This window comes from Nocardia sp. NPDC058244, assembly GCF_042882065.1.
Taxonomy (GTDB): domain Bacteria; phylum Actinomycetota; class Actinomycetes; order Mycobacteriales; family Mycobacteriaceae; genus Nocardia.
The window spans coordinates 419841-439457 of the sequence record NZ_JBHVWX010000001.1; the positions used below are offsets into that span (position 1 = coordinate 419841).

At 69.6% G+C, this 19617-nt stretch carries 23 protein-coding genes; 18 read left to right on the forward strand and 5 right to left on the reverse strand.

What is annotated here, in order from left to right:
* Positions 1 to 21: 21 nt before the first annotated feature.
* On the reverse strand, positions 22 to 1182 hold the full coding sequence (locus ACFVW6_RS01915; RefSeq protein ID WP_355274796.1) for an FAD-binding oxidoreductase: 1161 nt from the start codon (positions 1180 to 1182) through the stop codon (positions 22 to 24).
* Positions 1183 to 1452: 270 nt separating this feature from the next.
* Here ACFVW6_RS01915 and ACFVW6_RS01920 point away from each other — a divergent pair, with 270 nt between their 5' ends.
* Both ACFVW6_RS01920 and ACFVW6_RS01925 read left to right on the forward strand, forming a co-directional pair.
* The gene (locus tag ACFVW6_RS01920) at positions 1453 to 1707 is read left to right on the forward strand and encodes a type II toxin-antitoxin system Phd/YefM family antitoxin (protein WP_378824163.1); all 255 of its coding nucleotides are present in this window, start codon (positions 1453 to 1455) and stop codon (positions 1705 to 1707) included.
* Positions 1700 to 2113 (forward strand): type II toxin-antitoxin system VapC family toxin, encoded by a 414-nt coding sequence (locus tag ACFVW6_RS01925; protein ID WP_378824162.1) that lies wholly within the window; start codon positions 1700 to 1702, stop codon positions 2111 to 2113. Before ACFVW6_RS01920 ends, ACFVW6_RS01925 begins: the two co-directional genes overlap by 8 nt.
* On the opposite strand, the gene ACFVW6_RS01930 is transcribed toward ACFVW6_RS01925, so the two are convergent.
* Positions 2094 to 2594 carry a MarR family winged helix-turn-helix transcriptional regulator gene (locus tag ACFVW6_RS01930; RefSeq protein ID WP_378824161.1) on the reverse strand — a complete coding sequence of 167 codons (501 nt, stop codon included), beginning with the start codon at positions 2592 to 2594 and terminating at the stop codon, positions 2094 to 2096. The genes ACFVW6_RS01925 and ACFVW6_RS01930 overlap by 20 nt on opposite strands.
* Before the next feature lie 69 nt (positions 2595 to 2663).
* Between ACFVW6_RS01930 and ACFVW6_RS01935 the strand changes: the two genes are divergently transcribed.
* Positions 2664 to 3272, forward strand: coding sequence for a maleylpyruvate isomerase family mycothiol-dependent enzyme (locus ACFVW6_RS01935; protein ID WP_378824159.1), 609 nt, complete (start codon positions 2664 to 2666; stop codon positions 3270 to 3272).
* On the opposite strand, the gene ACFVW6_RS01940 is transcribed toward ACFVW6_RS01935, so the two are convergent.
* A complete protein-coding gene (locus ACFVW6_RS01940; protein ID WP_378824158.1) occupies positions 3262 to 3474 on the reverse strand; it encodes a hypothetical protein in 213 nt (70 codons plus the stop codon). The genes ACFVW6_RS01935 and ACFVW6_RS01940 overlap by 11 nt on opposite strands.
* 122 nt (positions 3475 to 3596) lie before the next feature.
* On the opposite strand from ACFVW6_RS01940, the gene ACFVW6_RS01945 reads away from it, so the two are divergent.
* Genes ACFVW6_RS01945 through ACFVW6_RS01960 form a run of 4 tightly spaced genes read left to right on the forward strand, consistent with a single transcriptional unit; the run spans position 3597 to position 6628 of the window.
* Positions 3597 to 4145 carry a DUF3558 domain-containing protein gene (locus ACFVW6_RS01945; protein ID WP_378824157.1) on the forward strand — a complete coding sequence of 183 codons (549 nt, stop codon included), beginning with the start codon at positions 3597 to 3599 and terminating at the stop codon, positions 4143 to 4145.
* Positions 4146 to 4155: 10 nt separating this feature from the next.
* A complete protein-coding gene (locus ACFVW6_RS01950) occupies positions 4156 to 4530 on the forward strand; it encodes a hypothetical protein (protein ID WP_365008868.1) in 375 nt (124 codons plus the stop codon).
* The gene (locus ACFVW6_RS01955) at positions 4531 to 5835 is read left to right on the forward strand and encodes a hypothetical protein (protein ID WP_378824156.1); all 1305 of its coding nucleotides are present in this window, start codon (positions 4531 to 4533) and stop codon (positions 5833 to 5835) included. It abuts the gene before it with no gap.
* A 34-nt stretch (positions 5836 to 5869) separates the two neighbouring features.
* Positions 5870 to 6628 carry an ESX secretion-associated protein EspG gene (locus ACFVW6_RS01960; RefSeq protein ID WP_365008863.1) on the forward strand — a complete coding sequence of 253 codons (759 nt, stop codon included), beginning with the start codon at positions 5870 to 5872 and terminating at the stop codon, positions 6626 to 6628.
* 7 nt (positions 6629 to 6635) lie between these two features.
* On the opposite strand, the gene ACFVW6_RS01965 is transcribed toward ACFVW6_RS01960, so the two are convergent.
* Complete coding sequence (locus ACFVW6_RS01965) at positions 6636 to 7625, reverse strand: NADP-dependent oxidoreductase (RefSeq protein WP_378824155.1); 990 nt, start codon at positions 7623 to 7625, stop codon at positions 6636 to 6638.
* A gap of 209 nt (positions 7626 to 7834) precedes the next feature.
* Here ACFVW6_RS01965 and clpB point away from each other — a divergent pair, with 209 nt between their 5' ends.
* From clpB to ACFVW6_RS02005, 8 genes are all read left to right on the forward strand, one after another.
* On the forward strand, positions 7835 to 10408 hold the full coding sequence (clpB, locus tag ACFVW6_RS01970) for an ATP-dependent chaperone ClpB (protein WP_378824154.1): 2574 nt from the start codon (positions 7835 to 7837) through the stop codon (positions 10406 to 10408).
* Positions 10409 to 10470: 62 nt separating this feature from the next.
* A complete protein-coding gene (locus ACFVW6_RS01975) occupies positions 10471 to 11256 on the forward strand; it encodes a DUF5666 domain-containing protein (protein ID WP_357342219.1) in 786 nt (261 codons plus the stop codon).
* A 107-nt stretch (positions 11257 to 11363) separates the two neighbouring features.
* A complete protein-coding gene (locus tag ACFVW6_RS01980) occupies positions 11364 to 12479 on the forward strand; it encodes a hypothetical protein (RefSeq protein ID WP_378824153.1) in 1116 nt (371 codons plus the stop codon).
* Positions 12480 to 12498: 19 nt separating this feature from the next.
* On the forward strand, positions 12499 to 13305 hold the full coding sequence (locus ACFVW6_RS01985) for an SDR family NAD(P)-dependent oxidoreductase (protein ID WP_355274757.1): 807 nt from the start codon (positions 12499 to 12501) through the stop codon (positions 13303 to 13305).
* Positions 13306 to 13381: 76 nt separating this feature from the next.
* Positions 13382 to 13945 carry an orotate phosphoribosyltransferase gene (gene pyrE / locus ACFVW6_RS01990; protein WP_019049751.1) on the forward strand — a complete coding sequence of 188 codons (564 nt, stop codon included), beginning with the start codon at positions 13382 to 13384 and terminating at the stop codon, positions 13943 to 13945.
* A gap of 68 nt (positions 13946 to 14013) precedes the next feature.
* A complete protein-coding gene (locus ACFVW6_RS01995) occupies positions 14014 to 15072 on the forward strand; it encodes a beta-ketoacyl-ACP synthase 3 (protein WP_355274753.1) in 1059 nt (352 codons plus the stop codon).
* Between the two features lies 1 nt (position 15073).
* Positions 15074 to 15772 (forward strand): lysoplasmalogenase, encoded by a 699-nt coding sequence (locus ACFVW6_RS02000; RefSeq protein ID WP_355274750.1) that lies wholly within the window; start codon positions 15074 to 15076, stop codon positions 15770 to 15772.
* 68 nt (positions 15773 to 15840) lie between these two features.
* Positions 15841 to 16782: an alpha/beta fold hydrolase gene (locus ACFVW6_RS02005; RefSeq protein ID WP_378824152.1), complete on the forward strand. Its 942-nt coding sequence runs from the start codon at positions 15841 to 15843 to the stop codon at positions 16780 to 16782.
* Here the strand turns inward: ACFVW6_RS02005 and ACFVW6_RS02010 are convergent.
* Positions 16766 to 17212 (reverse strand): hypothetical protein, encoded by a 447-nt coding sequence (locus ACFVW6_RS02010; protein WP_355274744.1) that lies wholly within the window; start codon positions 17210 to 17212, stop codon positions 16766 to 16768. The genes ACFVW6_RS02005 and ACFVW6_RS02010 overlap by 17 nt on opposite strands.
* Positions 17213 to 17296: 84 nt before the next feature.
* Between ACFVW6_RS02010 and ACFVW6_RS02015 the strand changes: the two genes are divergently transcribed.
* From ACFVW6_RS02015 to ACFVW6_RS02025, 3 genes are all read left to right on the forward strand, one after another.
* The gene (locus tag ACFVW6_RS02015) at positions 17297 to 17614 is read left to right on the forward strand and encodes a DUF4190 domain-containing protein (RefSeq protein ID WP_378824151.1); all 318 of its coding nucleotides are present in this window, start codon (positions 17297 to 17299) and stop codon (positions 17612 to 17614) included.
* Between the two features lie 25 nt (positions 17615 to 17639).
* A complete protein-coding gene (locus ACFVW6_RS02020; RefSeq protein ID WP_378824149.1) occupies positions 17640 to 18323 on the forward strand; it encodes a TrmH family RNA methyltransferase in 684 nt (227 codons plus the stop codon).
* A 200-nt stretch (positions 18324 to 18523) separates the two neighbouring features.
* Positions 18524 to 19615 carry a glycoside hydrolase family 76 protein gene (locus ACFVW6_RS02025; RefSeq protein WP_378825620.1) on the forward strand — a complete coding sequence of 364 codons (1092 nt, stop codon included), beginning with the start codon at positions 18524 to 18526 and terminating at the stop codon, positions 19613 to 19615.
* Positions 19616 to 19617: the final 2 nt, after the last annotated feature.

The following is a 19617-nucleotide window of genomic DNA, read 5'->3' on the forward strand; positions in this document are numbered from 1 at the left end:
CGGGTGGTGCGGGACGGGTTCTCAGCCGACCGGGTCGGCGGCGATGATCTGCGGCGGCGTGCCGGCCCGGATCAGGGCGCGGCGGGTGTCGGCGATCATCCGGGGCGAGCCGGCGAGCTGGATCTGCCGGTCGGCCCACGCGCCGAAGCTGGTCACCACCGCACCCAGATTACCGACCAGGCGACGGTACATGCCGGTCGGCGTCGACGCGGGACGCTGCGGATACCACCACGGATCGTCGCGTTCCTCGCACACCGGCACCACGGTCAGCCAGGGGTTGGACTGGGAGAGCTGCCACATGTTGTCGACGTCGTAGAGGTCGCCGGGGAAGCGGCCGCCGACGAAGAAGTGCACGCGCGGATTGATGCCGCGCTGACTCATCTCGATCAGCTGCGCGCGCAGCGGCGCGATCCCGGTGCCGGAGCCGATGAACAGCACGTCGCGCCCGGACTCCCGGTCGACGTGCAGGCCGCCGAGCGGACCGGCGATCTTCCATCGATCGCCGACCTTGGTGTCGTTGACGATCGCGGGACTCACCCAGCCGCCGCTGATCCGGCGCACGTGGAACTCGATCTCGCCGTACGGGTTGGCGGGGATGGCGGGGGAGAAGTAGCGCCACATGTTCGGCCGCTGCGGCACCTGCACCGGCACGTACTGACCGGCCTTGAACGGAATCGGCCCGTCGGCCTGTAGTCGCACGATGGCCAGATCGTCGAGCACCTTGCGATGCCCGACCACCGTCGCGCCCCAGAACGGCTGCGACTTGTCCTCGTTGGCGCCGATCGCCATCGAGGCCGAGACGAGGATGGTGATATCGCTCCAGCCCTCGTGCAGTTCCTTGGTCCACCGGTTGCCGTGGAAGGACCGCAGGGCCGAGAGCAGCGCCCGGCCCGCCATGTCGTAGTGGTCCGCCTCGACCCCGTATTTGCGGTGGTCGCGGGCCAGTTGCTCGAGGAACTTCTGCGCGCGCTCGAAGTCCTCCAGATTGTCCAGGACATACTGCAGCGCCGTCACCAGACGCTTGGGCATCATGTCCATGGCGGGGGGGAACAGCTCCCGTAACGCCGGGTTCTGCGCGAACAGGTGACCGTAGAAAGCGCTGATCAGCCGCTCTGCACCACCGGGCGTCTCCGACACCCCGCGGAAATCGGCGCGGACCAGCGCAAGCGAACGCGCATCCACGTCGTCAAGCTCCCTTTCCCTGAAATTGCTGCGATGTGGCCCCGCCTCACGACGGGCACCTCCTCAAGTATCCCCCGAAACATGCCGCTGGGTGCAGGGATGCTCGTCACCGTCCCATTCGCCGGACGGATCGTAAGCCGTCGATCGCGGGTTGGCACGCTGTCGCCCTGATCGATACGGGTCGGTGATCTTGCTCGGGTCGCATCCTCGATGCGTGCGACGCCCGAGCAGGATCTAGCGACACATAGCATCACTGGCTATCCTGGGGGCGTGACCAGGATTATTACCCAAGCTGAGCTGCGCAACGGCAGTGCCGGGGTGATGGATGCCCTCGAGGCCGGTGACGACTTCATCATCACCCGCAACGGCCATCCGGTCGGCGAGCTGCGCCCGATCCGCCCGCAGCGCGACATCGGCACGGCCGAGCTGAAGGCACGACTCGCGCGTTTCGCCGATGCGGGCACCGCGGCGGAAGAGCGAGCGGAGATCGACGCGGCTTTCGGCGCCGAGCGTCTCGATGACTGAGACTCCGCCGCGGCACCCGGTCGGACTGCTGGATACCCGCGTACTCATCGATCTCCCGCGAATCGATGACGCGAAGCTCCCGATCCGTTCGCGGATCAGCACGGTCACCCTGGTCGAACTCGGGATCGGGATCGCGTTGGCGACAGAGCCGAAAACGCTCGCCCTCCGTACCGAGCGCATGCTGGAAGTGGAGCACGCGTTCGACGCCCTGCCGCTGTGCTCCGCGGCCGCGCGCCGATTCTCGACGATGGCCAAACTCGTCATCGCCGGCGGGCGAAATCCGAAGCCGCGCAAGATGGATCTGATGATCGCCGCGATCGCCTCCGTGAACGACCTACCGCTCTACACCAGCAATGTCGATGACTTCCGCGGTCTGGACCCGGTGCTCACACTGGTGGCCGTCTGAGCGCCTGACCGGGCGGCAGATCGGGGCCGGCCATCGAGCTCTTTCGGTAGGGGTCGGTGATCTCCCGCAGTGCGACGAGGGACTTTCGCAGGGTGGCGGCACGCCTCGGCCCCAGGTGCGCGACCCATTCTGCCTGCACCTCGACTGCCGCGCGATTGGCCACCTCGACTGCCTGCTGCCCCTTCTCCGCCAGCCGCAGCAGCCTGGCGCGGCCGTCGCTCGGGTCGGGCTCACGTGCCAGGTAGCCCGCCCGTACGAGCTGATCCACCAGTACCCCCGCGGTCTGCTTGGTGACCTGCGCTTGCGCGGCGAGGTCGGTCAGCCGCGACCCCTCCGGCCCGATCCGCGCGACCAGTCGCGCCTGCGCCTGCGTCAGATCCGCGAATCCGCTCTCGGTCAGCGCGACGAGCACCCGTCGCTCCATCTCCCGATAGGGAACGAAGAGCAGAACCCCGAGGTTGAGGGCGTCGTCGTCGGTCATCCCACTCCTTGATCCGGTCAGCTTCACTGACTATATTAGTCAGAAAGGCTGACGAGTTGGAGGCCGACCGTGGATGTCGATCAACACTGGCGGATCATCGCCGAGCAGCGCCGCGCCATCGCCGACCTGCTCACCACCCTCACTCCCGCCGAGCTGGACAGCCCCTCGCTCTGCGACCGCTGGCGTATTCGCGACGTCGCCGCCCACGTGGCACTGGCTCCGCAACCGCCCGGCCCCCTCTGCATGCTCCGCGAGGCGGCCCGCGCCCGCGGCAGCTTCCACCGCCTCAATCACGACATCGCCGTCCGCCACGCCGACGCCACCCCCGACCTCGCCGCCGACCTGTCGGTCGTCGCCGACTCCCGCCGCCTGCCCGTCGTCACCAACTACCGCAACATCCACTACGACGTCATCGTGCACGCCCAGGACATCGCCCGGCCCCTCGGTCGCACCATCGCCGTCGATCCCGCCGCGGCGGCCGTTGCGGCCCAACGGGTCTGGACCATGGGCTGGCCGTTCTGGGCCAAGCGCCGCCTCGCCGACGTCACCCTCGTCGCCGAGGATTCGCCCTGGACCGTCGGCTCCGGACCCGAGATCCGCGGCACCACCCTCGACCTGCTCCTGCTCCTCACCGGCCGCGACGTCAGCGATCTGGTCCGCCGCCGGGTCAGCCGGTGACCAATCGCACCGCCGCCTGCCGCGCGTCCTCCCCGATCTCGAATTTCTTGCCGACGATGTGCTGGACCAACGCGGGCTCCGGCGGCACCCCGTACTTGCGCAGGTAATGCGGAACCGCCCCCGGCCACACGAACACCCCGTCGGTGTGGAAGTTCAACGGCACATCCCGAACCCGCGCGTCGAGCCCGGGTCGATTCACCACCGGTTTGCCCCCGGGATCGCGCCCGTCGAACGGCGCCGAAAGTCGAAGTCCACTCGTGGTCGACCAACCCACGCGGCCGGGCTAAACCACTCTTTCCCATGCTAATCTCCCAGGTCAGAGCAGTGGACGGCGAGAAGGGGCGGGGATTGAAACGCGCAGGTACAGCATTGATCGTGGCGGGCCTTGCGGTGGTCGGGCTGGCCGCGTGCGACTCGGGGGAGACGTCGTCGAAGGGGGCGACCACGACGGCGAAGCCGACGCTGTGGAACCCGTGCACGGAGATCTCGGATGACGCGCTGACGGCGGCGGGGGTGGACCCGGCCTCCGAGGAGAAGGGGGTTGCCGGGGTTCCGCAGTCGGGGTGGGAGATCTGTGGATGGGACGGGCCGACGTTCGCCGTCACCGTCTACGCCACGAGCAAGGCTGTGGATCAGTTCAAGTCCAAGCCAGGCAATGTCGACTTCCGTACTGTCACGATCGCCGGGCGATCCGGGGAAGAGTTCCGCGTCGAAGGCGCGTCGAAGAAGCTCGACTGCAACGTCGTGTTCCCGGTCTCGCAAGGCGTCGTGCAGTTGCAGGTCCTGAACCGCGCGAGTCTGGACGGGCTGACGGATCCGTGCGTGTCCTTGGCGCGCGTGGGGGAGACCCTCGCTCCGACCTTCCCGAGATGAGGGGGCGGACATGGCTGAATCCCCGTATTCGGACCTGCTCGGAAAGGCGCGCGCGGGCGAGGTCTATCTGAACGACGAAGCGGCCGCGTACCACATGTACAAGGCGTGCGATAAGCGGCTCACCGATCTGGATTCGCTACGCGCCGTGGCTATTCGAGCGCAGGCCGTCAGCGGCTTCGGCGACTTCGACATGGCCAGGCAGCTGGAGAAGCAGTTCCTCCGGCAGGCGACCGGCGACGACAATTCCGTCGACGCCGTCATCATGAAAGACATCGAAGCCGTCAAACAACTGCGCGAAGTCTTCTCCCTCTCCTTCAAACACCTCACCGGCCAGGACATCGAAAACGCCAACGCCCTCGACTACACCACCGAGCAGGTGAAGTAGATGCAGCCCAATATCGCCGGACTCGACCTCTTCGGCGGCCTCCGCAATTTCGTCATGTCCCCGTTCGGCGACGACGGCGAACTCGACGCTTCCGATATCGCGGACATCCAGGATCGCTACAACGACCAGCGCACGACCAACCGGCAGCGGGCGGCCGAACTCGGTTTCGACGGTGAATTCCGTCCCGCGATGGTGACGAAGACCGACGACTTCCAGGGCCCCGTCGCCCAGCTGCGGGCGAAGGTGGACAAGATCGACCTCGACGCCGTCAACGATCTGATCAGCGCGTGGAACGAGATCTCCACCCGCAACAGCACCTCGCTCGACGAGTTCCGCAAGCAGATCACCCGGGGCATGGCACCCGACGTCTGGTCCGGCGCGGCAGCGACCGCGGCGGCGCAGACCGTCGCGGCCTACGACGCCACGGGCAAGAAGGTCACCACCGCCGCCGCGCTCACCAGGAGCAAGCTGGACGAACTGCGCACCGGCCTCGAACCGACGAAGCGGCTGGTTCCGTTCGAGCCCGAACATCGCAGCGGCCTGGACAATTTCGGTGGCCTCTTCACCGGCCGCGCCTGGCGCAATGACGATGTCGCGCAGGAGAATGCGCGCGTCGAGGCGGTTCGCATCCTGACCTCGGTCTACGCCCCGGTGATCATCGAATCCGATACGAAGGTTCCGGTCATACCCATTCCGAAGACCGTCGAGAACGGCGGCGGGGATCCCGACGACACCGGCGGGTCGACCAGGCCGAACTCGAACAACCCGAATTCGACCACCCCGGGCACCGGCCAACCGGCGACCGAACCCGCGGCCACGACTCCGGCGTCGACCACCCCGGCCGACGACGACACCACCGACGACGACACGACCGCGGGCGACGATACGACTACCGACGACGAGTCGACCGCACCCCAGTCGACCGACCCCGGCGCGACCACGCCGGCATCCACGACGCCGAGCGGAACCACACCCGGATCCGGGTCACCGTCCGGATCACCCGGCGGTGCGGGAACTCCCGGCTCCGGCTCGCCGGGCTCGCCCGCGCCGGGCAGCGCGGTCCCCGGTGGCGGCGCGGCCGCGGGCACCACGACAGCGGGCGCGCGGGCGGCGGGCGCGGGCAGCGGTGCCGCGGGCCGGGCCGGCATGCCGGGCATGGGCGCCCCCGGCGCCAGGGGCGGTGGCAAGGACGACGAGTCCACCAGGGGCATTCCCGACTACCTGGTCACCCAGGAACACGGTGACGAACTCACCGGTCTGGACAACCTGCCCAAGCTGGTGCCGCCCGTCATCGGCGCCGACTGAATCGCGAAACCTGATGGAACAGAGTAGATCTCCCGTGCGTACCTGGCATCTCACCGCTCTAGACTTCCGCACCCTGTGGGAAGCGGCGGGCCGCGACGTCCTGCCGTACCCGCTGCATCACCGTTACGTCGGCGTCGAATCCCGGGCGGAGATCCTCCGGCTGCGCGGCAAGGCCGCCGAGAACATGATGGCCGAGTTCGACAGCGACCTCGACGCCGCCATGGCCGCGTTGCTGGCGCCGCACGCGCGCGTCGAGGTGGCGGGCGCGTGCGGCAGCACGCGAACGATCCGCGCGCACGGCGGAACCCGGGACACCTACGCCGCCTTGGCCGTTCAGGCGCCCGGGGAGGAATCCGACCCGGGCGACATCGCCCTGCACCTGATGGCCCCCGACGACCTGGCCGCCGCCGTGCTGTCCACCCTCCCCAAGGTCGGCCCCGGCACCGGCCGCGAAATCAAAGTCACCGCAGCCGAACTCGCGGCCCCCCGCCCGCACGTCCGCGACCGCTGGAACCCCACCCCGCGCGAACAACTCGAAACCTTCCTCGCCAAACCCACCGACACCCTCACCCACATCGGCGTCTACGCCCACGCCAGCGTCGACAACCGCCACACCGAAGGCCGCGACGACTTCCAGCTCCACGACCTCACCAACGACGGCCGCTACGTCTTCTACGGCGAATCCACCTTCATCGCCAAACCCACCACCCCCACCCGCCTCCACACCACCCTCGCCTCCATCCTCACCACCACCGCCACCAAGGCCCGCACCGGCACCTACCGCCCCCACTGACCACGGATCAGATGGCCAGGACGGTTTTTCCGCGGGCGCGGCCTGCGCCGAGGACGGCGGGGGCGGCTTCCAAGGGGACGGTCGCTTCGATGGGGACGACCACGTCGCCCGAGGCGACGCGGGCGAGCAGGCGGCTGAGTTCCGGTCCGCGGCCCTTGGATTCGAAGTTGCCGCCGGTGATGTCGTGTTCGCGCAGGGCGTTCTCGTCGGCGGCCCAGGTGGTGGAGTAGGCGCGGCCGCCGTGGCGGACGAGGGTGGCGTGGGTGGCGAAGTCGGCGGGGCTGCTGACCAGGTCGAAGAGGACGTCGATGCCGTCGGGGTGGGTGAAGCGGACGGCGCCGGTGATGCTGGAGTCGCGTTTCGTGGCGGGGTCGGGGTCGACCACGTTCGGGTCGGCGGGGCGGATCTGGGTGTAGTCGATGGTTTCCGCGGCGCCGAGGCGGGCGACCTGGTCGGTGGCGTCGCCGCGGGCGGTGGCGATGACGTGCGCGCCCGCGATATTGGCGAGCTGGACCAGGAAGGACCCGACGCCGCCGGTCGCGCCGACGATCAGCACCGTCTGGCCTGGCCGGATCTGCGCGGTGTCGACGAGGTCCTGTGCGGTGACGCCCGCGACGGGGAGCGCCGCGGCCGCGACCGAGGTGACGCCGTCGGGGATGGGCACCAGCGTGGCGTCCTCGGGCAGGGTCGCGTACTGCGCCCAGCTGCCGTGCCCGGCGGGGGCGGTGAGGAACTTGCCGACCACCCGGTCACCGACCGCGAACGAGCGCACGCCCGCGCCGACCGCCGAGATCGTGCCCGCGCCGTCGACGCCGAGGATCATCGGGAAGTCGGTGGGCATCTTGCCCTCGAGGATGCCGTCGGCCATCTTCAGGTCGAACGGGTTGACGCCGGCGGCGTCCAGCGCGACCTGCACCTCCCCGCGCCCGGGCTCCGGCACCGGCATATCGGCGAGTTCGGGAGTGGCACCGAACTTCTGAACCACGATCGCGCGCATCGGTCGGCTCCTCTTCCTCGGGTGGTCCGGGCACGGCAATCCTAGGCGGACGGCCTTGCGACGTGCGGTGATTGATCGTCTTCGGTGGTGTCGCGGCGTAGCGTGAACATCGATTCGGTGTCCGCCGGAAAAAGTTGAAGTTGAGTGGAACAGACTCAACTTTGTGAGCGTTGAACCAGTCGATACCTGACCTACCCCGGAGGAGATCTGTGGACTCGTTCAATCCCACCACCAAGACACAGGCGGCGCTGACCGCCGCCCTTCAGGCCGCTTCGGCGGCAGGCAACCCGGAGATCCGTCCGGCGCACTTGCTGGTGGCGTTGCTGGATCAGACCGATGGCATCGCCGCGCCGCTGCTGAAGGCCATCGGTGTCGACCCGGCGACCGTCGAGCGCGAAGCGGGCGACATCGTCGACCGGCTGCCGCGCGCGACCGGCGCGACCACCACCCCGCAGCTCGGCCGCGAGGCCCTGGCCGCCCTGGCCGCCGCGCAGCGCCTGGCCACCGAACTCGGCGACGAGTACGTCTCGACCGAGAACCTGCTGGTCGGCCTCGCCGACGGCGACTCCGAGGTGGCCAAGCTGCTGCGCAGGCACGGCGCGAGCCCCGAGGCGCTGCGCGATGCCTTCACCACGGTGCGCGGGAGCGCGCGGGTCACCAATCCCGACCCGGAGGCCAGCTACCAGGCCCTGGAGAAGTACTCCACCGACCTCACCGAGGCCGCCCGCGCGGGCAAGCTCGACCCGGTGATCGGGCGCGACACCGAGATCCGCCGCGTGGTGCAGGTGCTCTCGCGGCGCACCAAGAACAACCCGGTGCTCATCGGTGAGCCGGGCGTCGGCAAGACCGCCATCGTGGAGGGTCTGGCGCGCCGGATCATCGAGGGCGACGTCCCGGAGTCGTTGCGCAACAAGAAGGTCGTCTCGCTCGACCTGGGCGCGATGGTCGCGGGCGCGAAGTACCGCGGTGAGTTCGAGGAGCGGCTCAAGGCCGTGCTCGACGACATCAAGAACAGCGCGGGCGAGATCATCACCTTCATCGACGAGCTGCACACCATCGTCGGCGCGGGCGGCACCGGCGACTCCGCGATGGACGCGGGCAACATGATCAAGCCGCTGCTCGCGCGCGGCGAACTGCGCCTGGTCGGCGCGACCACGCTCGACGAGTACCGCAAGTACATCGAGAAGGACGCGGCGCTCGAGCGCCGGTTCCAGCAGGTCATGGTCGGTGAGCCGTCGGTGGCCGACACCATCGGCATCCTGCGCGGCATCAAGGAGCGCTACGAGGTGCACCACGGCGTGCGGATCACCGATTCCGCGCTGGTGGCGGCCGCGACGCTGTCGGACCGCTACATCACCTCCCGGTTCCTGCCCGACAAGGCGATCGACCTGATCGACGAGTCGGCCTCGCGGCTGCGCATGGAGATCGACTCCCGCCCGGTCGAGATCGACGAGGTGGAGCGGGCCGTGCGCCGCCTCGAGATCGAGGAGGTCGCGCTGGAGAAGGAGACCGACGAGGGCTCCAAGCAGCGGCTGGAGAAGCTGCGCTCCGAACTCGCCGACGACCGCGAGAAGCTCAGCCAGCTCACCACGCGCTGGCAGAACGAGAAGAACGCGATCGACTCGGTGCGCGGGCTCAAGGAGCAGCTCGAGGCGCTGCGCGGGGAGTCCGAGCGGGCCGAGCGCGACGGTGACCTCGGCAAGGCCGCCGAGCTGCGCTACGGCCGGATTCCCGCGCTGGAGAAGGAGCTCGTCACGGCCGAGCAGGTCAGCGGCGCGGCGCCGGACGGCGACGTGATGCTGAACGAGGAGGTCACCCCCGACGACATCGCCGATGTGGTGTCGTCGTGGACGGGCGTGCCGGTCGGCCGGATGCTCGAGGGCGAGACCGCCAAGCTGCTGCGGATGGAGACCGAGGTCGCCGGGCGCGTCGTCGGGCAGGAGGAAGCGGTCCAGGCGGTGTCCGACGCGGTGCGCCGGGCACGGGCCGGGGTCGCCGATCCCAACCGCCCGACCGGGTCGTTCCTGTTCGTCGGGCCGACCGGCGTCGGCAAGACCGAGCTGGCGAAGTCGCTGGCCGACTTCCTGTTCGCCGACGAACGCGCCATGGTCCGCATCGATATGAGCGAGTACAGCGAGAAGCACTCGGTGGCTCGCCTGGTCGGTGCCCCGCCCGGCTATGTCGGCTACGACCAGGGCGGCCAGCTCACCGAGGCGGTGCGCAGGCGGCCGTACTCGGTGGTGCTGTTCGACGAGATCGAGAAGGCCCATCCCGACGTCTTCGACATCCTGCTGCAGGTCCTCGACGAGGGCAGGCTGACCGACAGCCAGGGCCGCACGGTCGACTTCCGCAACACGATCCTCATCCTCACCTCCAACCTGGGTGCGGGCGGCGATCGGGAGCACGTGATGGAGGCGGTGCGGCGGGCGTTCAAGCCGGAGTTCCTCAACCGGCTCGACGACGTCGTGATGTTCCACGCGCTCGACGCGAAGCAGCTGGAGTCGATCGTCGACATCAATCTGCGGCAGCTGCAGAAGCGGCTCTCGCAGCGGCGGCTGACCCTCGATGTCACCGACGAGGCCAAGCAGTGGCTGGCGGTGCGCGGCTACGACCCGGCCTACGGCGCGCGACCGTTGCGCAGGCTGATCCAGCAGGCCATCGGCGACAGCCTGGCCAAGGAACTGCTCTCCGGCGCGGTCGTCGACGGCGACACGGTGCGGGTGAGTGTGGACGACGCCGCCGACAAGCTGGTCGTCGGCCGCGAGGCTGTCCACAGCTCGTGAATAATCCACAGCGCGGTGCGTAGGGACCTCCCAACGCACCGCGCTGACCTACGCTGGAGCTCATGACGAACCCGAACGATCCGTGGGGGCAACGCCCGGAGGATTCGCCGACCGAACGGTTGGGTTCGCCGGGCATGGATTCGACCAAGCCGTACGGCGGCGGTGGCTTCGACGAGTGGGGGCAGCCGTCGAACCCGACGCAGGCACTACCTCCGCACGACGCGCAGTGGGGCGCCTACGAAAGTGGTTATCCCGCAGCGCAACCACCACCGCACCAGCCGCCCCCCGGCTACGGCCAGAGCTACCCCGGCGCCCCGCCACCGGGCTATCCGCCCCGGCCACAGGACGGTGACCAGGGCGAACCGCCGAAGCGGCACACCGGTCTGTGGATCGCGCTCGGCCTCGGCGTGCTCGCGCTGATCGCGGTCGGCGGCGTGCTCGCCGGCCTGGTGCTGAGCGGCAACAAGTCCGATGACGACACCACCGCGTCGGGGGCCACGACCAGCCAGGTGCTGGTGCCGCCGACCAACCGGCAGACCACTCCGGTCGTGCCGCCCAGCGCGAGCGGCCTGCCCGGGCTGCCCGGCCTCGGCGGTGGCGACGATCTCGGTGCCACGATGGGCAGCATCACCGCCAACACCGGCACCGAGATCACCATGAGCACCCTCGGCGGATCGACGGTCCGGGTGCTGATCGACGATGCCACCCAGGTGATCTCGCTGACCAGCACGAAGGCGAGCGAGCTGCCCGTCGGCGACATGGTTATGGTGCAGGGCGACAAGAACCCAGACGGGTCGATCCACGCCAAGATCATCATCAGTACGGCGTTACCAAGCGGCCCCCGATGAGCGACCCGCGCGTCGAAAGCCCGGCACTGCCGGGCGATCACGGCGACGGCTGGATAGGCTAGGCGACGATGACGGCTATGTGGTTCGGGTTAGCGGCGATCGCACTCGTGGGTGCGGTCGTACTGCTGTATTTCGATCGGGTCCAGCGACAGCGGACCGGGCACGCCCGCCAGGTCTGGGCGAAGTCCCAGGGCTATACCTACGTCTCGGTCGAGCCCGCGCTCGCCTCGACGTGGCGTCGTGGCGCACTGGCCAAGCTCGGCTACCTCTCCGCGGTCGACGTGGTCTCCGGCATCCGCAAGGGCGAGAAGTTCGTGCTCTTCGACCTGGAGGACGCGGCGACCCTGGTGGCCGTGCGCAGGCAGATCGGCTCCGAGATCGACGTCGACATGCGGCTCAAGACCGCGTCGCCGCCGAAGGACCACGATCTGGAACTGCTCGGCGCGATCGGTGACCGCGTCGTCTTCGCGACCGATCCCGAGATCGCCAGGCACGCGGTCGACCAGCGGATGGTCGGCTTCATCGAATCGCTCACCGACACCGTGCAGATGCTGTGGAGCGAGGGCAACTGGACCCTCGGCATGCTGCCCGTCGGCAGCGGCGCCAAGGACTGGGAGACCGCGATCGACGCGGTGCTGCGCCTGTCGGGCCTGCTGCACGTGCTGCCGCCGGTCGCCGAACCGAGCGAATTCACCCGTCCGCGCAGCAACGCCGACCAGCCGCTGACCGCGCCCCCGCGACCGGCCTACGACGAGGACAACGACTTCGACGACGAGCGGTCGCCGAGCGAATTCGCGGCAGGCCGCCCGGTCGCCGAGGACTACTCCGACCACGGCCGCGCCCGGTTCCCCGGCCCGGACGACGACCTCGACGACGACGCCGATCGCTACCGCGACGAGCCGGGCTACGGCTCGCGCGGCGCCGCACCGCAGGCCGCCGCCGCGCCCGACGACTACGAGTACGGCCGTCGCCCGGCGGGCAGGCCCGCCTACACCGCCGACGACTACGACCCCGACCTCGACGATCCCGATTTCGAGGATCAGCCCGCGCCCGGCCGTCGTCCCCTCGGCGAGCCGCCCAAGCGCCCGTCGCTGGCCGTCGTCCCCGAACCGCGGCCGCGGGTGGAACCGCCGCTGCCGCAGGGCGACGACGCCGAATCGGGACAGCCCGGCGGGCCGTTCCATCCGGGGTTCCGCCCGTATCAGGGTCCGGTACCGAAGTGACCAGTGGAATCGACCAGCGATGACCGATAGTCCCGTGCGCCTACCCGGCGTGCACCGTCCCGTCGCCATGATCACCGGACCGACGTCCGGGATCGGGCAGGGATTCGCCCACCGTCTCGCCAGCCTCGGCTACGACCTGGTGCTCGTCGCCAGGAACGAGGAGCGGCTGCGCGCGCTCGCCGACGAGCTCGGCCGCCGCTACGCCACCTCCGCCGAGGTGCTCGTCGCCGACCTCGCCGACGACGAGGACCGCGCCAGGGTCGCCGAGCGCGCCGCACAGGGCCTCGAATTCCTGGTGAACAACGCGGGTTTCGCGCATTCGGGAGAGTTCTGGACGCTCGAGCCCGCCGAGTTGCAGGCCCAGCTCGACGTCAACGTCACCTCGGTGCTCCAGCTGAGCCGGGCCGCGCTGCCCGCGATGATCGCCGCGGCGAGCGGGTCGATCGTGAACGTGGCGAGTGTGGCCGGGCTGATCCCCGGCCGGGGGTCGACCTACTCGGCCTCCAAGGCCTACGTCGTATCCTTCTCGGAGGGGTTGGCGGGTGGATTGGCGGGTACCGGTGTCCGCGTCCAGGCGCTGTGCCCCGGGTTCGTGCACACCGAGTTCCACGAGCGCGCAGGCATCGAGATGGGTTCGCTGCCGAAGCGCCTGTGGCTCGACGTCGACCAGGTCGTCGACGGGTGCCTGCAGGATCTGGATTCCGGCAAGGTGATCAGCGTGCCCGGTGTGCAGTACAAGGTGCTCACCGCGGTGGCGGGGTTCGTCCCGCGCACCCTGGTGACCCGCCTCAATCGCGGACTCTTCAACGCGCGCGGACGGACCTAGGGCATGAGCGCTGGGCCGAGAAGCAGCGCGTAGCGTTATCACCGGCCCGGCTCATGACCGAAAGGACACGCAAACGATGATCGACCAGGCACGTCAGGCGCTCACCGAGGCGGATCGCGACCAGCTGGCCGCGCTCGTGCGCGAGCTCGCGGTCGTGCACGGCAAGGTGACGCTGTCCTCGGGCAAGGAGGCCGACTACTACGTCGACCTGCGCCGCGCGACGCTGCACCACCAGGCCGCCCCGCTGATCGGTTCGTTGCTGCGCGAGCTGGTGGCCGACTGGGACTTCGACGCCGTCGGTGGACTCACCATGGGCGCCGATCCGGTCGCGATGGCGGTCATGCACGCGCCGGGTCGTCCGATCGACGCGTTCGTCGTCCGCAAGGCCGCCAAGGCGCACGGCATGCAGCGCCAGATCGAGGGCCCCGACATCGTCGGCAAACGGGTGCTGGTCGTCGAGGACACCACCACCACCGGCAACTCGCCGCTGACCGCGGTTCGCGCGCTGCGCGACGCGGGCGCGATCGTGGTCGGCGTCGCCACCGTCGTCGACCGGGAAACCGGTGCTGACCAGGTCATCGCCGCGGAGGGACTGGAGTATCGGTCCATCCTCGGTCTCGATGACCTTGCTCTGGGTTAGCCTGAACAACGCCAAACCTGGATGACGATGTGGTCGTCCGGTAAGTCTGAAGGACGTGTGAGTCACCTGTGGTGAGCATTGCAGTTAACAAGAGTCGTGACAACGTTGCGATGCTCGGGATCGGTGCGTACCGACCGCAGCGCATCGTCAGCAATGCTGAAGTGTGCGAACAGCTCGACTCGACGCCCGAGTGGATCTTCGAGCGCACCGGTATCCACAACCGCCGCTGGATCAGTGGCGACGAGACCATCCGGTCGATCGCCGTCGCCGCGGGTGATCGCGCACTGAAGAACACCCCGATCGAGCGCGACAAGATCGGCGCGGTGCTGCTGTGCACCTCGAGCTGGCTCAAGCTCACCCCGCACGGCGCACCCTCGGTGGCCTCCGACCTCGGTCTCAACGGCGTCGCGGCCTTCGACCTCACCTCCGGTTGTGGCGGCTTCGGATACGGCCTCGGCGTCGCCGCCGACCTCATCCGGGCCGGTTCGGTCGAATACGTGCTGGTGATCGGCGCCGAGACGATGACCGTCGGCCTCGATCCGACCGACCGCGGCACCGCGATGATCTTCGGTGACGGCGCGGGCGCCGTGGTCGTCGGCCCGGCCGAGGAGAACGGCATCTCGCCGACGGTCTGGGGCAGCGACGGCGAGAACGCCGAGGCCATCGCCCAGGACGTCGACTTCCTCGCGTACATGAACAAGGCCCAGGCCATGCAGGGCACCGACCCCGCGGTCGAGCCGATCGGCCGGATGTCGCTGCACATGGAGGGCCCCAAGGTCTTCCGCTGGGCCGCGGTGACGCTGCCGCGCGCGCTGTCGGCGGCGCTGGACGCCTCCGGCGTGGCCAAGGAGGACATCGAGGTGTTCATCCCGCACCAGGCCAACGCGCGGATCAACGAGCTGATGAAGAAGAACCTCGGCCTGGCCGACGGCATCCCGATGGCCAACGACATCGAGAACACCGGCAACACCTCGGCCGCCTCGATCCCGCTGGCGATGGAGGAGATGCTGGTCACCGGCAAGGCGAAGGGTGGTCAGCTGGCGCTGCTGCTCGGGTTCGGCGCCGGACTGAGCTACGCGGGCCAGGTCGTCACCCTGCCGCCCGCCCCGAAGGAAACGAGCTTCTGACGTGCGACCGCTGCGAGCCGGATATCTCGCGGCGGCGGCGGTCACCGTCTTCGGTGCCGTCACCGGTCGCGAACGGCTGCAATGGCTGACCAAGCCACTGCTCATGCCTCTGCTGGCGGCCGACACCGTCACCAGCGGGGTCGAGCTGGATCCGGCCGAACGCCGCATCCTGCTCGGCTCGCTGGCCGCGGCCACCGTCGGTGACGTGCTGCTGATCGACCCCGACGACGACAAGCGCCTGATCGCGGGCGCGTCCTCGTTCGCCGTCATGCAGACCGGCTACTCGATGCTGTGGTGGCGGCGCGGTGCCAGGCCGCGTGCCGCGATCGCCGCGCCCCGGCTGGTGGCGTGGGCGGGTGCGGCCGGGCTGCTGCGGGCCAAGGCCCCGGTGCTCGCGGTGCCGCTGACCGCCTACGGCGCCACGCTCGGCACCGCCGCGACGCTGGCCTCCGATCCGGCCCTGGCCCCCGGTGCGCGCAATGTCGCCGGACTGAACATCCCGAACGGCGACCCGCGCAGCAGGCTGGGCGTCGGCGCGCTGTTGTTCACGGTGTCGGACGGCCTGATCGTGCTGCGTCGCCTGTTCGCGCGTGACGACCGGACCCGCCGGATCAGCGAAGGCGTCATCCTGGCGACCTACGCGGCCGCGCAGTACCTGCTCACCGATCCGGAGGTGGGCACGCCTCGGCGCGGTGCCTGATACTCCCTGTCACACAGCGCTTACCTGGGCGTCCTCGGGCGGCAACACCGGCCGCGCACGCTTCGAAGATGACCGGGGAAGTGCAGTTCATCGAGGTGCACGGCTATCGCCGCGCGTTCCGGATGGCGGGGTCGGGGCCGCCGCTGTTGCTCATCCACGGCATCTCCGACAGCTCGGGGACCTGGGCGCCGGTGTTCGACGCGCTCGCCGAGCACTTCACCGTGCTCGCGCCCGACCTTCTCGGCCACGGCGAATCGGACAAGCCCCGGGCCGACTACGCCGTCGCCGCCTACGCGAACGGCATGCGTGACCTGCTCAGCGTGCTCGGCTTCGAGCGGGTGACCGTGGTCGGGCATTCGCTCGGCGGCGGCGTCGCGATGCAGTTCGCCTACCAGTTCCCGGAGAAGGTGGAGCGGCTGGCGCTGGTCTGCCCGGCGGGCATGGGCGCTGGGGTGCATCCGGCGTTCCGGCTGGCCACGCTGCCCGGCGCCGGTCCCGGACTGATGGCGGTGACCAGCTGGCCGGTGCGCACCGTCGTGCGCGCGGCGATCCCGGTGGTCAACGGCCTCGGTGGCCTCGGTCTCGGCCCGGACGTCGACTACGTGCTTCGCCTCTACGGCCAGCTGTCCGACACCGGCGCGCGCAACGCGTTCCTGCGCACCATCCGCGCCGCCGCCGACCGGCGCGGGCAGTCCATCACCATGCTCGACCGCGGCTACCTGGCCGCGCACCTGCCGACGCTCATCATCGGCGGCACCCGCGACACCGTCATCCCCTCCGGCCACGCCGAACGCGCCCACCGCGCGTTCCCCGGCTCGATGCTCGAGATCTTCGACGGCGCTGGACATTTCCCACACCACTACGACCCGGACCGTTTCGTGAAACTGATCCGCGCCTTCATCGACAGCACCGAACCCGCCGTCTTCGACTTCCAGCGCTGGCAACGCACCTTGCGTCGCGGCAAACCGATCGTCGGCCTGCCGACGCCGGGGGCTACAGCACAAGCATGATGCGATTTCTGTTCAGCGGGTCGACGCGGATCGGGATGGTCTGGCCGATCGTCATCCGGGATTTGTCGACCGGCATCACGTCGACCACGATCTTCCCGTGATAGGTGGCCGACCCCGGCACGGTCAGCTCGACATCGAATTCGGTGAGCTCACTGGAATGATCGGTGCGCGCCAGCGGGCGCATGCCGTCGATGCGCGCCCAGCCCTCCAGCCCGTGCCTGCGCAGTTTGCGGTCGGCCCTGGTCGGCATGGACGCGATCGCCATCGCGATACCGGCGCAGGAGCCGAACAACCCGACCATGATGAGGACCTGATAGGGCATCGTGCCCGGCGGCGTATGCGGGGCGAGCCAGCCGAGCCACACCGCCAGCGCGACCAGATACATCGCGACGACGCAGGTCAGCGCCTGAACAATGCGCGTGTGCTCCATACCGACAACCACCCGTGAGCCCTACGCCTCCAGGATAGGTCGCGTCACCGCCCGCTTCGGGGCGTCCGGGATTACGATTCGCGCATGAGCACTCAGCCCCCGCCGCAGGGATATCCCGGCTACGGGCCGCCGCCGGATCATCCGCAGGCGACCACGGCGCTGATCCTCGGCATCCTCGGCCTCGCGCTGTGCGGCATCCTCGCGCCGTTCGCGTGGGCGAAGGGCCGCTCCGTGCTCGGGGAGATCGACGCGTCGCAGGGCCGGGTCGGCGGTCGTTCGCAGGCGTACGCCGGTTACATCATGGGGATCGTCGGCACGGCGGTGCTCGCGGTGGGGCTGCTCGTCACCGTGGCGAGTGTGGTGGTGTTCGTCCTCGTGGGGGCAGCCGAATCATCGGCCTAGCCGAGGTCCACCTAGCATTCTCCGGGTGAACGAGTCAGTGCCATCGCCCGAGGTCGAGGTCGCGGGTCCGACCGAATGGGGCGAGCATCCGCACGGGCTCGGGCCGTGGGAGCAGGAGTACGGCACCCCGGCGCCCACCGACGAACGCTACGACCCGGTGCTGCTGGCCGAGGGCGACCGGCGCAATGTCGTCGACGCCTACCGGTACTGGACCCGCGAGGCGATCGTCGCCGACATCGACGCGCGTCGCTTCCCCTTCCACGTGGCCATCGAGAACTTCGGGCACGACGCCAATATCGGCACGGTGGTCCGCACCGCCAACGCCTTCGCCGCGGCCGCGGTGCACATCGTCGGCAAGCGGCGGTGGAACCGGCGCGGCGCCATGGTCACCGACCGCTACCAGCACCTCGTGCACCACAGCGACCTGGCCGAGCTGCGCGAATTCGCCGCGGCCGAGGGGTTGACCGTCGTCGCGGTCGACAATGTGCCCGGCGCCGTCCCGCTGGAGACCGCGCAACTGCCCCGCGACTGCCTGCTGCTGTTCGGCCAGGAAGGGCCCGGCGTCAGCGATGACGCGAAAGACGCTGCGGCGCTGACGGTCTCGATCGCCCAGTTCGGTTCGACGCGCAGCATCAACGCCGGCGTCGCCGCCGGGATCGCCATGCACGCCTGGATCAGGCAACACGCCGACCTGTCGCTGGCCTGGTAGCGGTCGGTTCCTGACCGTGTCCATGTGTGTATCGGCCCGGTTGTGATCGAATCAGCCTCGAATCGGTAACAGAACGGGCGCGGAAACCGGGCAGCAACTGGCACCATGGTGCTATGACCTCGCGCAGCGGCCGGCGCCCACAGCCCACTGATCGCGCCGGATCCGTGCCGACACCGGCGCTGTGGTCCGAGCGCGCCGACATGGCCGAGTCCGCGATCATCTCGCGGCACCTGCGCATGTTGTGGGGTTGTCCCGGAACGGAATTGGGTGTCGTCGGCTGGCCGGCCACCCGACGCGAACGGGCCTTCGCCGGCTGGCACTACTGGTGGCAGGCGCACCTGCTCGACATCGCGGTCGACGCCGCCAACCGGGTGCCCACCCCCGCCCGGCGCAGGCGGATCGGCGCGATCGCCCGCGCCATCCGCATGCGCAACATCACCGGCTGGACCAACCGCTACTACGACGACATGGCCTGGCTCGCGATCGCGCTGGAACGCGCCGAGCGCACCCAGGACCTGACCGAGGCCCGGCGCGGCCTGGCCGCGCTCGAACAGCAGCTCTACGGCGCCTGGGACCCGGACACCGGCGGCGGCATCCCGTGGCGGGTCCGCTCGGACTTCTTCAACGCGCCCGCCAACGGCCCGGCGGGCATCGCGCTGCTGCGGCTGGGCCGGGTCGAGCGCGCGCAGGAGATGGCCGACTGGATCGACGCCACCCTGCGCGATCCCGAGTCCGGCCTGATCCTCGACGGCATCCACCTGCCGTCCGGCGAGATCGAGCGGCCGGTGTTCAGCTACTGCCAGGGCGTCGTGCTCGGTCTGGAGACCGAGCTGGCCGTGCACATCGACGACGACGAGCGGCACATCGCGCGGGTCGGCCGCCTGCTGGCCGCCGTCGAGGAGCGCATGACCACCCGCCTGGTGATCTCCGGTGGCGGCGGTGGTGACGGCGGCCTGTTCAACGGCATCCTGGCCCGCTACCTTGCGGTCGTCGCACTGATGCTGCCCGGCGAGGGCAAGCAGCAGGAGACCGATCGGCGGACCGCGGCGGCCATCGTGAAGGCGTCCGCCACCGCGGCCTGGGCCAACCGGCTCGAGGTCGAGGGTGAACCGCTGTTCGGCCACGACTGGAGCAAGCCCGCCCGCTTACCCGGCGGCACGGCCGGTGCGGGCAAGTTCACGGCGGGCGGCTCCGTGACGGCCTCGGTCGTGCCGGAACGCGACCTGTCGGTGCAGCTGTCCGGCTGGATGCTGATGGAAGCCGCCTACCAGGTCACCGCCGCCGGGCTGTGAGC

Bases quoted from the DNA above. Each gene is read 5' to 3' on its own strand.
- ACFVW6_RS01925 (WP_378824162.1), top strand. From the start codon at position 1,700: ATGACTGAGACTCCGCCGCGGCACCCGGTCGGACTGCTGGATACCCGC.
- ACFVW6_RS01930 (WP_378824161.1), bottom strand. From the start codon at position 2,594: ATGACCGACGACGACGCCCTCAACCTCGGGGTTCTGCTCTTCGTTCCC.
- ACFVW6_RS01950 (WP_365008868.1), top strand. From the start codon at position 4,156: ATGGCTGAATCCCCGTATTCGGACCTGCTCGGAAAGGCGCGCGCGGGC.
- ACFVW6_RS01955 (WP_378824156.1), top strand. From the start codon at position 4,531: ATGCAGCCCAATATCGCCGGACTCGACCTCTTCGGCGGCCTCCGCAAT.
- ACFVW6_RS01965 (WP_378824155.1), bottom strand. From the start codon at position 7,625: ATGCGCGCGATCGTGGTTCAGAAGTTCGGTGCCACTCCCGAACTCGCC.
- ACFVW6_RS01975 (WP_357342219.1), top strand. From the start codon at position 10,471: ATGACGAACCCGAACGATCCGTGGGGGCAACGCCCGGAGGATTCGCCG.
- ACFVW6_RS01985 (WP_355274757.1), top strand. From the start codon at position 12,499: ATGACCGATAGTCCCGTGCGCCTACCCGGCGTGCACCGTCCCGTCGCC.
- pyrE (WP_019049751.1), top strand. From the start codon at position 13,382: ATGATCGACCAGGCACGTCAGGCGCTCACCGAGGCGGATCGCGACCAG.
- ACFVW6_RS02005 (WP_378824152.1), top strand. From the start codon at position 15,841: ATGACCGGGGAAGTGCAGTTCATCGAGGTGCACGGCTATCGCCGCGCG.
- ACFVW6_RS02010 (WP_355274744.1), bottom strand. From the start codon at position 17,212: ATGGAGCACACGCGCATTGTTCAGGCGCTGACCTGCGTCGTCGCGATG.
- ACFVW6_RS02015 (WP_378824151.1), top strand. From the start codon at position 17,297: ATGAGCACTCAGCCCCCGCCGCAGGGATATCCCGGCTACGGGCCGCCG.
- ACFVW6_RS02025 (WP_378825620.1), top strand. From the start codon at position 18,524: ATGGCCGAGTCCGCGATCATCTCGCGGCACCTGCGCATGTTGTGGGGT.